A 14740-nucleotide genomic window follows, 5' to 3' on the forward strand; every position below is an offset into this window, starting at 1 on the left:
CGGATCCACTCCATGGATCCATTGCCCCCATAGTCCGACCCCCCGAGTCCCTGGGATCATTGGAGGTGAGCCGCCGTGGCACTCTCGATTTCGGCGGTGGTGCTGCTGGCGATCGTCGTCTTCCTTCTGGTCAAGAAATCAGGGCTGAAGGGCGGACACGCGGTCGTCTGCGTCCTCCTCGGGTTCTATCTGGCCTCCTCGACGGTCGCGCCCACGATCAGCGATCTCACGACGAACATCGCGAGCATGATCGGCAGCATCAAGTTCTGACGGCTCACCTTTAGGGTGGGCGCATGACGGAACTGCCCGGCCGTCGTCTGCTGCTGGTGCACGCGCACCCGGACGACGAGTCGATCAACAACGGCGCGACCATGGCCAAGTACGCGGCCGAGGGTGCCCACGTGACGCTGGTCACGTGCACCCTCGGTGAGCACGGCGAGGTCATTCCGCCCGCACTGCGGCATCTGTCGGGCTCCGACCTGGCCGCGGAGCGGGAGCGCGAACTCACGGCCGCCATGAAGGCGCTCGGTGTCGCGGACCACGGCTTCCTGGGCGGCGCCGGGCGGTACCAGGACTCCGGGATGATGGGCACCCCGGACAACGACGACCCCGCCTGCTTCTGGCAGGCCGACGTCGACGAGGCCGCCGGACATCTCGTCGAGGTGATCCGCGCGACCCGCCCCCAGGTCCTGATCACCTACGACCCCGACGGCGGCTACGGCCACCCCGACCACATCCAGGCCCACCGCGTCGCCATGCGCGCAGCCGAACTCGCCGCCGACGCCGGGCACCCGATCGCCAAGGTCTACTGGAACCGCGTCCCCCGGACCGTCGTGGAGGAGGGCTTCGCGCGGCTCCGCGTCGCGCTGCCGGATCTGCCCTTCGCCGAGGCGGCCGCCGTGGACGACGTACCGGGTGTCGTGGACGGCGGGCGGATCACCGCCGCGATCGACGGCTCGGCGTACGCCGCCGCCAAGACCGCGGCGATGCGCGCGCACGCCACCCAGATCGAAGTCGCCCCGGACGAGCCGTACTTCGTGCTCTCCAACCATCTCGCGCAGTCGATCCTCACCACTGAGTACTACGAGTTGGTCCAGGGCGAGGCCGGCGGCCCGACGCCCGAGACCGACCTCTTCGAAGGGCTGGGCCTGTGATGAGCGCCAACCACGGTGGCGGGAGTCTGCTCGCCCAGCCGCTGCAACGGCCTTCCGGGCTACGGGTGTTGGCCTACCTGGGCCTCTTCGTGCTCGGCGCGGTCGTCGGGGCGGCGGGGGCGCTGGTGCAGGCCGCGTGGTTCCCGGGCGGGCTGCTGCTCGCGCTCGCGGGAGCGGCCGGACTCTTCCTCGGCGGGGCGAGAGCGGCCGACGGACGGGGCGGTGCCGTGGCGCCCGCCGCCGGCTGGATGGTCGCCGTCATCCTGCTCACCGCCAGCCGCCCGGAAGGCGACTTCCTCTTCGGCGCGGGAGTCGGTTCCTATCTCTTCCTGCTCGGCGGAATGGCCGTTGCTGTGATGTGTGCCACGTTGGGTTTGGGGCGGCAACCAAGCAGCCCTGACGTCCGACTTGGCAAGTGACGTACCACTTCGCGGTGAGGCGCGCGTGCGAGTCCGGTGTGGGTTTCCCCAGCGGCCGTGGGATTCCGCCAAGAAGTGGCCAGTATGGTGGTGCGCGCCGCCGAGTCGCCCGTGGGTGTCGGGCGGCGGAGCCAACCGGGAGAACCTGCCTTGAGTCGTGAAACTGACACTCCGTCCTCCGGGCCCGACGGGCGCGGCGGAGCCGCTTACCCCTCGGGGACCCCGCCGTACGGGACGCCCGCGGCTTCCGACGACCGTACGGATGCGGGGCGTTCGGCCGCGCAGCCGGAGGAACGCAAGACCGAGACGACGCTGACGACCCGGATCCGGATCAACATCCCGGGGTCGCGGCCCATTCCGCCGGTCGTCGTGCGCACGCCCGTCGCGGACGCCGAGACCGGCGAGAGCGAGTCGACCGGCGAAGTGCCGTTGCCCGGTGGCGGAATGCCCACGGCGACGGGCATCGTCGAGCCGACCGCCGAGATCGCGCTGCCGACGGCCGAGGAGAAGACGAGCGACTGGTTCGCGCCTCGCAAGTCCGGCCCCGCGAAGGGCGGTCAGGGCGGTGGCGGCACCAACGGGGCCGGGATTCCCGGCGGTTCGGCCGCCGGTACCCCGAGCGCACCCGGCGGCCCCCGGCCGAGCGCGGGCCGCCCCGGTGGTGTGGTCGGCGGCATGAGCGTGACGGGAGCGATCCGCCCCGGCGGCACGAACGGTGCCGGACTCGGCGGTGCCACCGGCGCCGGCCCCGTCGCCCCCGGGCACGGTGGCGGCACCGGTTCCTTCGACGTGACCGAGGCGCTGGCCGCGGCCGGGCAGTCGGGCAACGGCTCACGCCCGAACGGCGGCCCCGGCGAACCGCGCCGCGACGACCTGCCGTACTTCTCGGAGAACGGGCAGGGCGAGCAGGGCGGTTTCCCTGGGGGCAACGGGCAGGGCGGCCAGGGTGGCTTCCCCGGGCCCGACGGCCAGGGCGGCCAAGGCGATTTCCCGGGGGCCAACGGCCAGGGCGGACAGGGTGGTTTCCCTGGAGCCAATGGCCACGGCGGTCCGGGTGGACCGGGCGGCCCCGGTGGACCGAGCGGTTTCAACGGTCCGAACGGGCGCGGCGGCCAGGGCGGACCCGAGGGTCCCGCGGGCCCGACCGGCGGTCCGGTCACCGGCGACGGCCTGATGACGCCTTCGATGGGCGGTGGCCCGGGCGCCCCCAGCGCATTGAGCGGTTACGTCGACGGACCCGGCGGCGCGGGCACACCTGGCGGCCCCGGCGGACCCGGTGGCCCGGGCGGGCGCCGCGGCCGGCATGGCGGCGGCGGACCGGGCAGGGGCACCGAGGGTCCTGGCGCCGGTCCCGGTGATCCCGGCATGGGCGGTCTCGGTGGACCGGGTGCTGGACCGGGTGGTCCGGGCATGAGCCCTGGCGGTCCGCGCGGGCTGGGCATGGGCCCCGGTGGCCCCAGCACGGGAGGCTCTGGCGGTCCTGGCTCTGGACTTGGTGGTCCCGGCGGACCGGGCATGGGCCCTGGTGCGGGCCCCGGCGGTCCCGGCATGGGCGGCCCCGGCGCTGGACCGGGTGGTCCGGGAATGGGTTCCGGTGGTCCGGGCGCTGGTCCCGGCGGACCCGGCATGGGCCCCGGCGGCCCTGGCATGGGCGCCCCCGGCGCCACCCCCGGTGGGCCCGGCATGATCCCCGGCGGTGGTCTCAGCGACGACACCGCGATCCTCACCCCGCAGAAGCCGGCCCCCGAACCCGGTATGCCCGGCTACGGCGCTCCCGCCGACCAGGTCTCCGGGCACACCGTCACCAGCGGTATGCCGGTCGTCCCGGGTACGGGGAATCCGCCGTTCGGCCCCGGTGCCCACCCCGACGGGCCGCTGCCGCACACGCCCCCGAAGCTGCCCGAGCCCGGCTCGACGCAGAGCGCGCCCGCCGCCAAGAACGCGGGCAAGAGCGCGGCGAAGAAAAAGAAGAAGGGCCGCAGCAAGCTGGTCCTGCTCCTCGTCGGCGTGTTCGTCCTCGCGGGCGGTGCCTACGGCGCCGGGCTGCTGATGAACCACACCGACGTGCCCAAGGGCACCACCGTGCTCGGCGTCGACATCGGCGGCGGCACCCGTGACGACGCCGTCAAGAAGCTCGACGACGCGTTCGGCGACCGGGTGAACAAGCCGCTGAAGCTGTCGGTGGGCGGAAAGACGGTCTCGCTCAAGCCGGACCAGGCGGGGCTGCAGTTCGACTTCGCCTCTACGGTCAGCGCGGCCGCGACGAGCGACTACAACCCGGTGTCCGTGATCGGCTCGCTCTTCGGCCAGCACCGGGTCGTCCAGCCCGACATGCCGACCGACGAGGAGAAGCTCCAGGCCGCCCTGGCGGACCTCGGCGGCGGCTCCGGCGCCGGCGCGGTGACCGAGGGCACGATCGAGTTCAAGGCGGGCAAGGCGGTCGCCGTCTACGGCAAGGCGGGCAAGGCCATCGACGCGAGCGGCTCAGCCGACGCCGTGGAGACCGCGTACCGCGCCGAGGTGGAGACCGGCACGGCCACCGCGGTGACGGTCCCGACCACCACCAAGCAGCCGACGGTCTCGAACACCGAGGTCGACCGCGAGATGAAGGCCTTCGCCCAGCCGGCGATGTCCGCGAACGTGACCGTCCAGACGGACGCCACGCACTCCATCCAGATGAGCCCGCAGAACTCGCTGTGGAAGTTCCTCAAGGTGGCGGCCGTCGACGGCAAGCTCGTCGACAAGCCCGACCTGACCGCCCTCCAGGGGCTCTACGGTCAGACTTTCGACGGCGTGCTGATCACCAGGGCCAACGGCAAGAAGACCGCCGTCACCCCCGAGGACGTCTACCTCGCCCTCCGCAAGGCCCTGACGAGCAAGACCGACCGGATCGCGGTCATCGACACGAACCCGAGCTAGCGGGACCGTACGACCGCACGATGGGGGCATCCGGCACAGCGCCGGGTGCCCCCTCGTCGTAGGACCGCCGTATGACATCTGTCATGCGGCACACCGGACCGCCGACACTGCCGGGCACCGGCCCCCGGCGGCCACGATGAGGGCATGACGACAACAGCGGCGACCACCACCGGCCCGGTGGTCGAGTTCGATCAGGTGAGCAAGAGCTACGGCAGCGTGCGGGCCGTCGACGGTCTGTCGCTCGCGCTGCACCCGGGCGAGACGGTGGCCCTGCTGGGCCCGAACGGGGCGGGCAAGTCGACCACCCTCGACCTGCTGCTCGGTCTCAAGCAGGCCGACCAGGGCAAGGTCGGCGTCTTCGGCACCAGCCCCCGCGAGGCCATCGTCGCCGGGCGGGTGGGCGCGATGCTGCAGAGCGGCGGGCTGATGGACGAGGTGACGGTGGCCGAGCTGGTGAGGCTCGCCTGCGACCTGCACCCCAAGCCGTACAAGGCGACCGACGTCCTCGCCCGCGCGGGCATCGCCCAGATCGCCGACCGCAAGGTCAACAAGCTCTCCGGCGGCCAGGCCCAGCGCGTCCGCTTCGCCCTCGCGACGGCCGGCGACAGCGATCTGATCGTCCTCGACGAGCCCACCACCGGTATGGACGTCTCCGCCCGGCAGGCCTTCTGGGCCACCATGCGCGAGCAGGCCGACCAGGGCCGTACGGTCCTCTTCGCCACCCACTACCTCGAAGAGGCCGACGCCATCGCGGACCGCGTGCTGGTCCTGCACCGCGGCCGGCTGCTCGCCGACGGCACCTCCGCCGAGATCAAGGCGAAGGCGGGCGCCCGCCGGATCGCCTTCGACCTGGAGGGCGAGATCGACGAGGCACCGATCAGGTCGCTCCCCTTCCTGACCTCGGTCGACGTGTCGGGCCAGACCATCCGCATCCAGTCCACCGACGCCGACGCGACCGTCCACGCGCTCTACGGCCTCGGCGTCTACCCCCGCAACCTCGAAGTCGCCGGACTCGGCCTGGAGCAGGCCTTCGTCGCCATCACCACCGCCGAGGAGGCCAAGCAGTCATGAACAGTCTGATCCGACTGGAACTCACCCGCGCCCTGCGGAACCGCAAGTTCCTGTTCTTCTCGGTGATCTACCCCTCGGTGATCTTCCTGCTGGTCTCCAACCAGACCGGCAATGTGGACGGCACCGGCCTGAGCGTCGCGAAGTACGTCATGGTCTCCATGGCCTCCTTCGGCGCGCTGACCGCCGTCCTGATGGGCAACAGCGAGCGCATCGCCAAGGAGCGCGAGAACGGCTGGGTACGGCAGCTGCGGCTGACCCCGCTGCCCGGGCGCGGCTACGTCCTCGCCAAGACCGCGAGCGCCGCCGTGGTCAGCCTGCCGTCCATCGTGGTCGTCTTCGCCGTCGCCGCCCTGGTGAAGGACGTACGGCTGGACGCCTGGCAGTGGCTCGCGCTGACCGGCGCGATCTGGGCCGGCAGCCTCGTCTTCGCCGCGCTCGGCGTGGCCATCGGGTACCTGGCGAGCGGGGACGCGGTCCGCCCGATCACGATGATCATCTACTTCGGCCTGTCCATCCTCGGCGGCCTGTGGTTCCCGTCCACGACCTTCCCGACCTGGTTGCAGGACATCGCGAAGTGGCTGCCCACGCACGCGTACGCTGCCCTGGGGCAGGCCATCGAGCAGAGCCAGTCGCCCCACGCCAAGGACGTCACCCTCCTCGTCGTCTACTTCGCCCTGTTCGCGGGCGGGGCGGCGTGGCTGTACCGGAAGGACACGCTGAAGGCGTGAGCGCGATGACCGAAGACCCGCGGTCCGACGACGAAGCCCGGGCGGAGCGGCTGGTGCGCATCGGACAGCCGCCCCGCAACCGGGCCGAGGTGATCCGCAAGCTGGTGTGGGTCCTGCCCTGGCTGGTCTTCCTGGGCTCCCCGGTGGGCGACCTGGCCTCGGGCCACCACACGGCGGGGGCCACGGTGGCCGGCTGGGCGGGGCTGCTGGTCTTCGTCGGGACCTACCTCGCCGTGGTCTTCCGCACCATGGGCCGGCCCTACGCCGGCCGGACGATCGTCGCCCTGGTCGCCATGCTCTGGGTGCTGGGCCTCGTCCTGGCCCTCTGCCTCGGCAGCGCCTGGCTCGGCGTCTTCGTGTACGTATCCGTCACCTGCGGGGTGACCCTCCCGCTGACCACCGCGTACTGGACGATCCCGCTGACCACCGCCGCGATGATGCTGGCGGGATGGGCCGCCGACGACCTGGACGACGCCTGGGGCCTGTTCCTGGTGGTGCTGCTGGTGGGGTACTCCATGACCGGCGTACGCCAACTCGTGCGTACGACGGTGGAGTTGCGAAAGGCCCGCGCCACCGTGGCCCAACTCGCCGCCAACGAGGAGCGGTTGCGCCTCGCCCGTGACCTGCACGACCTGCTCGGTCACTCGCTCTCACTGATCACCCTGAAGAGCGAACTCGCTGGCCGGATGCTCCCCGACCACCCCGACAAGGCGGCCCAGCAGGTCGCCGACATCGAACAGGTCAGCCGCCAGGCCCTGGTGGACGTCCGCGAGGCGGTCACCGGCTACCGCCGCCCCCGCCTGGCCGACGAACTCGCGGGCGCCCAGCTCGCGTTGACGGCGGCCGGGGTCACGGCCGACCTCCCCGTCGAACCGGATCTCGCCGCCCTCCCCGAGGACAGCGAGTCCGCCCTGGCCTGGGCCCTGCGCGAGGCGGTCACCAATGTCGTACGGCACAGCGGCGCCCAGCGGTGTGTCGTGGAACTGGTCCGGCGCCAGACCCTCGACGGCCCGATGCTCGAACTCTCCGTCGAGGACAACGGCTCGGGCGGCTCCGGCAAGGGCCCGGGCAACGGTCTCAGCGGGCTCACCGAGCGCCTGGAGAAGGTCGGCGGCTCCCTGGAGGCGGCCCGCGTCAAACACGGCTTCCGGCTGGTGGCACGGGTGCCCGCCGACGCTCCGGTCTCCTCGGCGGACGTAGGATCGCCCGCATGAGCCGTACGATCAAGGTCCTGCTCGCCGAGGACCAGTCGATGGTCCGCGAGGCACTGGCCGCGCTGCTCGGCCTGGAGGACGACATCGAGGTCGTCGCCCAAGTGGCGCGCGGCGACGAGGTGTTGGCGGCGGTCCGGGAGCACGCCGTGGACGTGGCCCTGCTCGACATCGAGATGCCGGGCTGCACGGGCATCGAGGCGGCGGCCCGGGTCCACAAGGAACTCCCCGGTGTGAAGCTGGTCGTCCTCACCACCTTCGGCCGGCCCGGCTATCTGCGCAGCGCGATGGAGGCGGGCGCCGACGCGTTCCTGGTCAAGGACGCCCCGGCGGCCCAACTCGCCGCAGCGGTACGGAAGGTGCTGGCGGGGGAGCGGGTCATCGACCCCACTCTCGCGGCGGCGGCCCTGGCCGGGGGCGCCAACCCGCTCACCGACCGCGAACGCGAGGTCCTCAGAGCGGCGGCGGACGGTTCCACCAACGCCGAACTCGCCACCGCTCTCCACCTCTCCCAGGGCACGGTCCGCAACTACCTGTCGACCGCCATCCAGAAACTGGCGGTGCGCAACAGGGCGGAGGCGGTGCGGATCGCGCGGGAGAAGGGCTGGCTGTAGGTCAGTTGAGCATCGAGCGGGCCGAGTGGGCCTGACGCCGCACCTGGTCGGCGGCCGGTTCGTCCACCGCGGCCACCACCTCGGCGTAGGCCTCCAGTTCGGCCGCACCGGTGAGGAAATCCCCCCGCTGGACCAGCAGTTGAGCCCGCTCGTACCGCAACCGCGCCGGGTGCGACGGCAGCAGCAAGGCCAACTCGACGGCCCACAACGCCACTTCCGACCGCTCCGGCCGGGCCGCGGCCCAGGCCCGGATGTTGTTCAGGACGCGCGACACCACCTCAAGAGGCGCCGCGGGCGCCAGCATCGAGGGGTGCAGTGCCGCCCCCGTGGCCCCGGCCACCAGCAATTCCGCGTCCGCCCCGGACAGCACCCGCCCCCCGTCGAACGGATCGGCCAGCACCTGCTCCTCCGCCGGCCCGAACCCCACCACGAAGTGCCCCGGCAACGCGACCCCGTAGACCGGAGCCCCCGCCCGCCGGGCCACCTCCATCCACACCACGGACAGCAGGATGGGCAGCCCGCGCCGCCTTCGCAGCACCTGGTGCAGCAGGGAGGACTCCAGCCGCTGGTAGTCGCCGGGCGTACCGCGGAACTCGAAGCGGGCGCCCAGGAGTTGGTGCAGGGCGCTCGCCCAGGCCGACGGCCCGCCGGGGCGGAAGGGCACCTGTCCGGCCAGCCGGTCCAGTTCCATCTGCGCCGCGTCGATGCCCGCGTCGTCCAGCGTCCCGTCCGCCGCCGCGCCCACGAGCAGGCAGAGCGTGGTCAGATCGGGCCGCTCGGAGCGCGTCTCCTCGGCGAACCGGCCGCGCACCTGCGCGGACCGCCCCGGCGGCGGGGGACAAGGAGCGGACATGGCGAACTCGAACCCCCTCACGACGATCCGTCGCGACCGGTGTCACCGGTCGGGGCCGGCTCGCGGTAGTGGTGGTAGGCGTGATGCACCGCGAACCCCATCCCGGAGTACAGCGCCCGCGCCCCCGCGTTGTCCGCCTCGACCTGCAGCCACGCGGCCGACGCCCCCTCCTCCAGCGCCCGCGAGGCCAGCGCGGCCATCACGAGCGAGGCCAGCCCCCACCGCCGTAGCGCCGGATCGACCTCGACCGCGGCGAACCCGGCCCACCGGCCGTCGACCACGCACCGCCCGATCGCTGCGGGCTCGGCACCCTCGCCGGGCACGGTCGCGAACCACACGGACGGTCCGCCGCCCAGTACCTTCAGGGCCACCTCGCTCACCCCCTTGCGCTGATAGCGGGCCAGCCACGCCTCGTCGGCCGTCCTGGACAGGACGACCCCGGACGCGTCGGCCCGGTCGGCGACCGGGGCCAGCGCCCCGGTCCACAGCTCGGCCGTCACCTCGCGGGTCCAGCCGCGCCGCTCCAGCTCGGCGCAGAGCAGCTCCTGGGTGCCCTCCGCTCCGGTCGCGGTCTGGACGTAGGCGAGCAGGCCGCGCTCTCCGTACCACCGTCGTACGGCGGTGAGGGCCTCGTCGAGGGGCAGGCCGGGATCGCCGAGCGGCAGCACGGAATTGGCGCGGCGGGTGAATCCGGCGGCGGCCCGCAGCTCCCACTCGCCGAGCCGCTCGCGCTCCACCGGCTGCCAGCCGCGGGCGGCGACCCGGGCCAGCTCCCGGTAGCCGGCGGAGGGCCCCCGGCGGCGGGCCGGGGCGGCGGGGACCACCTTGCCCGCGACCAGCGAGGATTCCGCGATACGGACGGACTCGCCGCTCTTCCGTGTGATCGTGAGCACACCGCTGTCCCATGATGTGAGAACACCCACCGTGTCGGTGAACTTCTCCGCCGTGTCTTCACCCTGGCTCAAGCGTCGGACCGAGACCCGTTTACCCACGTCAGCGGCGGTTACGCGGACCTCAAGACGTCCAGCCGCAGAGATTTCCACAGGTCAGTTCACCCCTCCTGTATGGATCACGCCCCGGAACGGAGATACTAGGGGCGGGCATGGACGACGCCGCGCTCCAGCGCGCCTGGCGGCGGAGCCTACGGAGGCCCGCCAGCGCCCTATCGAGGAGGAACGACAGCGTGACCTACGTCATCGCGCAGCCTTGTGTCGACGTCAAGGACAAGGCGTGCATCGAGGAGTGCCCGGTCGACTGCATCTACGAGGGCTCCCGGTCCTTGTACATCCACCCGGACGAATGCGTCGACTGTGGAGCCTGTGAGCCGGTGTGCCCGGTCGAGGCGATCTTCTACGAGGACGACACTCCCGAGGAGTGGAAGGACTACTACAAGGCGAACGTCGAGTTCTTCGACGAGCTCGGCTCCCCCGGCGGCGCCAGCAAGCTGGGCCTGATCGAGCGCGACCACCCCTTCGTCGCCGCGCTGCCGCCGCAGAACCAGTAAGAGCGGCCCGCAACAGACGCGCCGCCTCGGTCCCGTACGGCCTGATCGTCCCGATCGCCGTACGGGGCCGAGGCGTTTGCCGTACCGGTCGTACCGGTCGTACCGGTCGTACCGGTCGTACCGGCTGTACCGAAGAAAGTGAGCGAGGAACCGTGTCCGCAGTCTCCGACCGTCTGCCCACCTTCCCCTGGGACAAGCTGGAGCCGTACAAGAAGACGGCGACGGCACACCCGGACGGCATCGTCGACCTGTCGGTCGGCACCCCGGTGGACCCGGTCCCCGACCTGATCCAGAAGGCCCTGATCGACGCGGCCGACTCGCCCGGCTACCCGACGGTCTGGGGCACCCCGGCCCTGCGTGACGCGATCACCGGCTGGGTCGAGCGCCGCCTCGGCGCTCGGGACGTCACCCACCGCCACGTCCTGCCGATCGTCGGCTCCAAGGAACTCGTCGCCTGGCTCCCCACCCAGCTGGGCCTGGGCCCCGGCGACCGGGTGGCCTACCCGCGTCTGGCGTACCCGACGTACGAGGTGGGCGCCCGACTGGCCCGCGCCGAGTACGAGGTCTACGACGACCCGACGACTCTGGACCCCCAGGGCCTGAAGCTCCTCTGGCTCAACTCGCCCTCCAACCCGACCGGCCGGGTGCTCAGCAAGGACGAGCTGACCAGGGCCGTCGCCTGGGCCCGTGAGCACGGTGTCCTGGTCTTCTCCGACGAGTGCTACCTCGAACTGGGCTGGGAGGCCGACCCGGTCTCGGTCCTGCACCCGGACGTCAACAGCGGCTCCTACGACGGGATCGTCGCGGTCCACTCGCTCTCCAAGCGCTCGAACCTGGCCGGTTACCGCGCGGCCTTCCTGGCCGGCGACCCGGCGGTCCTCGGACCGCTCCTGGAGATCCGCAAGCACGGCGGCATGATGACCTCGGCGCCCACCCAGGCGGCGGTGGTCGCGGCCCTCGGCGACGACACCCACGTCCGCGAACAGCGCGAGCGCTACATGGTCCGCCGCGCGCTGCTGCGCGAAGCGCTGCTGAAGCACGGCTTCCGCATCGAGCACAGTGAGGCGAGCCTCTACCTGTGGGCGACGCGGGACGAGTCCTGCTGGGACACCGTGGCCCATCTCGCCGGCCTGGGCATCCTGGTGGCGCCGGGCGACTTCTACGGCACGGCGGGCGAACACTTCGTACGGGTGGCGCTGACGGCGACGGACGAGCGGGTGCGGGCGGCCGTGAGCCGGCTCGGCTGACGGGCCGCGTCTTTCAGGGCACGGGCATGGAAAAGGGGTCCAGGGAAATTCCCTGGACCCCTTCGGCTTCCGCGGACTAGCCGAGCGGGAGGCCCTTGAGGGGCAGCTCCTGCGTGGACGGCAGCCCGCCCTTGGTGACCGCGTCCGTCGGCAGGCCGCCGCCCGCCGTCGCCGTCTTCGCCGTGTCGCCGAGCAGGCCACCCGCCTGGCCCGCCGTGTCCCCGGCGACGTGCTGCGCGGCCGGTGCGACCGTCTTCGCGACCTTGCCACCGGTCTTGCCTGCGGCCGGCACCGCCTTCTCCAGCGTCTGGCCACCGGACTTGCCGGCGACTCCCGTGACGTTCTGGCTCGCGCCGTCGACCGTGTTGCCGACGCTCGCCCCGTCCAGAGCGGTCAGCCCGCTCAGGTTCGGGGTGGCCGGCAGGGAGGGGGCCGCACTGGCGGAGCCGGCCGCACCGACCCCGGCTGCCGCTCCCGCTGCGACGAGCAGCGCGGCACGGGCGATCCGGCGGGTCAGGGGGAGGGTCATGATGCTCCTTGTGTTGATCTCCGGGCTCGGACGCAGTGACTACCGCTCGAAGCGCGCGAAGGTTGCGGAGCGCCAATGTAAAGAGTTGGCAATGCGTCGCATTATCAGCTACGGATAAAAACGGACAAAGAGCGCCCGGTCCGAAAGTCTGCCGAATGCGTACAGCCCTTTGTTCTCAAGGGGTCCGGCTCATGTGGGGAAGACCGCGCGACGACCCGGGTACGGCCGGGCCCTGACCGCCCGCGCATGACCCCTGCGGGTGAGGACCCGAACTGCTGCCCGACCGCCTACTGCCCGGCCTGCTCCTCGGTCACGATGCGGACCCCGCCCGCGGCCTGCGTGCGGGTCGAGTGCCACGGGTCGTTCGCGCTGCCGGCGGCCCATTCGCGGCCGGCGTACGACACGCGCTCGATGTGCAGCTCCGAGGAGTTGGCGACCGCCCAGTGCGCGAGCTGCCAGCCGGTTCTCGTGCTGCCGGACCGCACCGGCAGGGTCACCGTGCTCTTCCCGCCCGTCGCGCTCGCGCTGGGCGTCGGCGTGGCCTTGGTCTTGGTCTTGGACTTGGATGTCGCCCCGGACACCGACTCGCCGGTCACCTCCGCGCCGGTCTCCTTCAGCACCTCGCGCCCGAAGTCCCGTACCAGCGCGGTCCGTACGGCGTCCGGGCCGGTCGCGGTCCGAGTGGTGTCCGGGAGACCCTGGCAGGTCAGCGTGGCGGCCGCCTGCCCGGTGAGGGCGGCGGACAGCAGCGTGGCGTCGGCCTCGTGCTTGGCGTACGCCTCCGGGTAGCCGCTGCGCTGCACGCGCTGCGCGGCGACGGTGAGGGGGAGCTTCTGGTAGTCGGACACCTTGGACAGGTGCTCGTAGAAGACGCCCGCCGCGTACGTCGGGTCCAGGATCTCCTTCTTGGTGCCCCAGCCCTGCGAGGGCCGCTGCTGGAACAGGCCGAGCGAATCCAGGTCGCCGTGCTTGATGTTGACGAGCTGCGACTCCTGGAGCGCGGTCGCGAGCGCGATCGTCACGGCCCGCTCGGGCATACCGCGGCCGGTGCCGACGGCGGCGATCGTCGCCGCGTTCATCGCCTGCTCCTGCGTGAACTCGTACTCCTGGCCGTCGTCCTTGCCGGAGACCACCTTGCAACCGGGCCCGCCCCGGCCGCCGGTGACGTACTGAACGACCAGATAGCCCGCGACCGCGAGCAGTACCACGAGGGCCGAGGAGAATCGGAAGAGGCGGCCTCGTCGACGCCTCTTCGGTGTGGGGGACTGCTCAGGCATCCCCACAAGGTACTGGAGGCTCCTGTCACTCCCGCCCCGGGTGTGGACAACCGGCGGCCCGGCCGTTCGCGTTAGGGTCGGCGCCATGGCCGACACCCCACTTGACCTCACGCTGGACGCCGCACGGCTCACCGCGCAGCTCGTCGACTTCCCCTCGGAGAGCGGCGGCGAGAAGCCCCTCGCGGACGCCATCGAGACCGCGCTGCGCGCCCTGCCGCACCTCACGGTCGACCGGTACGGCAACAACATCGTCGCGCGCACGAACCTGGGCCGCGCCGAACGCGTCATCCTGGCGGGCCACATCGACACGGTCCCGATCGCGGACAACGTCCCCTCGCGCCTCGACGAGAACGGCGTCCTGTGGGGCTGCGGCACCTGCGACATGAAGTCCGGCGTCGCGGTCCAACTCCGTATCGCGGCCACGGTCCCTGCTCCGAACCGCGACCTGACGTTCGTCTTCTACGACAACGAGGAGGTCGCCGCCCACCTCAACGGCCTGAAGCATGTCTCCGAGGAGCGTCCCGAGTGGCTGGAGGGCGACTTCGCGGTCCTCCTGGAGCCGACGGACGGTCAGGTCGAGGGCGGCTGCCAGGGCACCCTGAGGATGTTCCTGAAGTTCACCGGGGAAAGGGCGCACTCCGCGCGCGCGTGGATGGGCTCCAACGTGATCCACGCCGCCTCCAGGGCACTGGCCAAGCTCGCCGCGTACGAGGCCCGCACACCCGTCGTGGACGGCCTTCAGTACCACGAGGGCCTCAACGCGGTGCGCGTGGAAGGGGGCGTGGCCACCAACGTCATCCCCGACGCGTGCACCCTGGTCGTCAACTTCCGCTACGCGCCCGACCGCGGCGAGGCCGAGGCGGAGGCGTTCGTGCGCGAGTACTTCGCCGACTGCGGGGTCGACGAGTTCGTCGTCGACGACCACACCGGAGGGGCCCGCCCCGGCCTGACCCACCCGGCCGCCCAGGCCTTCATGACGGCCGTCGGCGGCGAGGCCCGCCCCAAGTTCGGCTGGACTGACGTGGCCCGCTTCAGCGCGCTCGGCGTGCCCGCGGTGAACTACGGCCCGGGTGCCCAACTCCTCGCCCACAAGGTCGACGAGCGGGTGGAGGCTGCCCTGATCCCCGAGGCGGAGCGGCGGCTGCGGGACTGGCTCACCGCCTGACATCCGTATGTCCCCCCTCCGTAACCTGCGTAGATCTACGCTGAGGTGG

The 14740-nt window shown here is 72.0% G+C and carries 15 protein-coding genes; 11 read left to right on the forward strand and 4 right to left on the reverse strand.

Annotation, left to right across the window (positions count from 1 at the left end; translation table 11 throughout):
* Positions 1 to 75 precede the first annotated feature (75 nt).
* The 8 genes from AB0M63_RS03975 (at position 76) to AB0M63_RS04010 (ending at position 8116) form a co-directional block, all read left to right on the forward strand.
* Positions 76 to 270 (forward strand): hypothetical protein, encoded by a 195-nt coding sequence (locus AB0M63_RS03975; protein ID WP_019072052.1) that lies wholly within the window; start codon positions 76 to 78, stop codon positions 268 to 270.
* A 23-nt stretch (positions 271 to 293) separates the two neighbouring features.
* Positions 294 to 1154 (forward strand): N-acetyl-1-D-myo-inositol-2-amino-2-deoxy-alpha-D-glucopyranoside deacetylase, encoded by an 861-nt coding sequence (gene mshB, locus AB0M63_RS03980; RefSeq protein ID WP_366018282.1) that lies wholly within the window; start codon positions 294 to 296, stop codon positions 1152 to 1154.
* The gene (locus AB0M63_RS03985) at positions 1154 to 1573 is read left to right on the forward strand and encodes a DUF6113 family protein (RefSeq protein ID WP_355922204.1); all 420 of its coding nucleotides are present in this window, start codon (positions 1154 to 1156) and stop codon (positions 1571 to 1573) included. The genes mshB and AB0M63_RS03985 overlap by 1 nt, the downstream gene beginning before the upstream one ends.
* Positions 1574 to 1657: 84 nt before the next feature.
* Positions 1658 to 4492, forward strand: coding sequence for a hypothetical protein (locus AB0M63_RS03990; RefSeq protein ID WP_366018283.1), 2835 nt, complete (start codon positions 1658 to 1660; stop codon positions 4490 to 4492).
* Between the two features lie 144 nt (positions 4493 to 4636).
* Positions 4637 to 5563: an ABC transporter ATP-binding protein gene (locus tag AB0M63_RS03995; protein ID WP_355922198.1), complete on the forward strand. Its 927-nt coding sequence runs from the start codon at positions 4637 to 4639 to the stop codon at positions 5561 to 5563.
* Positions 5560 to 6291 (forward strand): ABC transporter permease, encoded by a 732-nt coding sequence (locus AB0M63_RS04000; protein ID WP_366018284.1) that lies wholly within the window; start codon positions 5560 to 5562, stop codon positions 6289 to 6291. Before AB0M63_RS03995 ends, AB0M63_RS04000 begins: the two co-directional genes overlap by 4 nt.
* Before the next feature lie 5 nt (positions 6292 to 6296).
* Positions 6297 to 7505, forward strand: a complete 1209-nt coding sequence (locus tag AB0M63_RS04005; protein WP_355922253.1) for a histidine kinase — start codon at positions 6297 to 6299, stop codon at positions 7503 to 7505.
* A complete protein-coding gene (locus AB0M63_RS04010; protein ID WP_366018285.1) occupies positions 7502 to 8116 on the forward strand; it encodes a response regulator transcription factor in 615 nt (204 codons plus the stop codon). Before AB0M63_RS04005 ends, AB0M63_RS04010 begins: the two co-directional genes overlap by 4 nt.
* Position 8117: 1 nt before the next feature.
* Here AB0M63_RS04010 and AB0M63_RS04015 read toward each other — a convergent pair whose 3' ends face one another.
* On the reverse strand, positions 8118 to 8969 hold the full coding sequence (locus AB0M63_RS04015; protein WP_366018286.1) for a transglutaminase-like domain-containing protein: 852 nt from the start codon (positions 8967 to 8969) through the stop codon (positions 8118 to 8120).
* Positions 8970 to 8986: 17 nt separating this feature from the next.
* Positions 8987 to 10012 carry a GNAT family N-acetyltransferase gene (locus AB0M63_RS04020; RefSeq protein WP_366018287.1) on the reverse strand — a complete coding sequence of 342 codons (1026 nt, stop codon included), beginning with the start codon at positions 10010 to 10012 and terminating at the stop codon, positions 8987 to 8989.
* Positions 10013 to 10152: 140 nt separating this feature from the next.
* On the opposite strand from AB0M63_RS04020, the gene fdxA reads away from it, so the two are divergent.
* Both fdxA and AB0M63_RS04030 read left to right on the forward strand, forming a co-directional pair.
* Entirely contained in the window at positions 10153 to 10473 is a 321-nt protein-coding gene (fdxA, locus tag AB0M63_RS04025) for a ferredoxin (protein ID WP_019058397.1), read from the forward strand.
* Positions 10474 to 10625: 152 nt separating this feature from the next.
* Positions 10626 to 11720, forward strand: a complete 1095-nt coding sequence (locus AB0M63_RS04030; RefSeq protein ID WP_366018288.1) for a bifunctional succinyldiaminopimelate transaminase/glutamate-prephenate aminotransferase — start codon at positions 10626 to 10628, stop codon at positions 11718 to 11720.
* 76 nt (positions 11721 to 11796) lie between these two features.
* Here AB0M63_RS04030 and AB0M63_RS04035 read toward each other — a convergent pair whose 3' ends face one another.
* Together AB0M63_RS04035 and AB0M63_RS04040 are read right to left on the reverse strand one after the other, a co-directional pair.
* Entirely contained in the window at positions 11797 to 12249 is a 453-nt protein-coding gene (locus tag AB0M63_RS04035) for an ATP-binding protein (RefSeq protein ID WP_355922181.1), read from the reverse strand.
* A 287-nt stretch (positions 12250 to 12536) separates the two neighbouring features.
* Entirely contained in the window at positions 12537 to 13526 is a 990-nt protein-coding gene (locus AB0M63_RS04040; protein ID WP_366018290.1) for a heavy metal transporter, read from the reverse strand.
* Between the two features lie 85 nt (positions 13527 to 13611).
* Between AB0M63_RS04040 and dapE the strand changes: the two genes are divergently transcribed.
* Positions 13612 to 14691: a succinyl-diaminopimelate desuccinylase gene (gene dapE, locus AB0M63_RS04045; protein ID WP_366018291.1), complete on the forward strand. Its 1080-nt coding sequence runs from the start codon at positions 13612 to 13614 to the stop codon at positions 14689 to 14691.
* Positions 14692 to 14740 lie beyond the last annotated feature (49 nt).

Origin of the sequence: Streptomyces sp. NPDC051576 (assembly GCF_040681835.1) — a bacterium.
Taxonomy (GTDB): Bacteria; Actinomycetota; Actinomycetes; order Streptomycetales; family Streptomycetaceae; genus Streptomyces.

Excerpts from the sequence above, each read along its gene's own strand:
- mshB (WP_366018282.1), top strand. The coding sequence starts at position 294 with ATGACGGAACTGCCCGGCCGTCGTCTGCTGCTGGTGCACGCGCACCCG.
- AB0M63_RS03985 (WP_355922204.1), top strand. The coding sequence starts at position 1,154 with ATGAGCGCCAACCACGGTGGCGGGAGTCTGCTCGCCCAGCCGCTGCAA.
- AB0M63_RS03990 (WP_366018283.1), top strand. The coding sequence starts at position 1,658 with ATGGTGGTGCGCGCCGCCGAGTCGCCCGTGGGTGTCGGGCGGCGGAGC.
- AB0M63_RS03995 (WP_355922198.1), top strand. The coding sequence starts at position 4,637 with ATGACGACAACAGCGGCGACCACCACCGGCCCGGTGGTCGAGTTCGAT.
- AB0M63_RS04000 (WP_366018284.1), top strand. The coding sequence starts at position 5,560 with ATGAACAGTCTGATCCGACTGGAACTCACCCGCGCCCTGCGGAACCGC.
- AB0M63_RS04005 (WP_355922253.1), top strand. The coding sequence starts at position 6,297 with ATGACCGAAGACCCGCGGTCCGACGACGAAGCCCGGGCGGAGCGGCTG.
- AB0M63_RS04010 (WP_366018285.1), top strand. The coding sequence starts at position 7,502 with ATGAGCCGTACGATCAAGGTCCTGCTCGCCGAGGACCAGTCGATGGTC.
- AB0M63_RS04015 (WP_366018286.1), bottom strand. The coding sequence starts at position 8,969 with ATGTCCGCTCCTTGTCCCCCGCCGCCGGGGCGGTCCGCGCAGGTGCGC.
- AB0M63_RS04035 (WP_355922181.1), bottom strand. The coding sequence starts at position 12,249 with ATGACCCTCCCCCTGACCCGCCGGATCGCCCGTGCCGCGCTGCTCGTC.
- AB0M63_RS04040 (WP_366018290.1), bottom strand. The coding sequence starts at position 13,526 with ATGCCTGAGCAGTCCCCCACACCGAAGAGGCGTCGACGAGGCCGCCTC.
- dapE (WP_366018291.1), top strand. The coding sequence starts at position 13,612 with ATGGCCGACACCCCACTTGACCTCACGCTGGACGCCGCACGGCTCACC.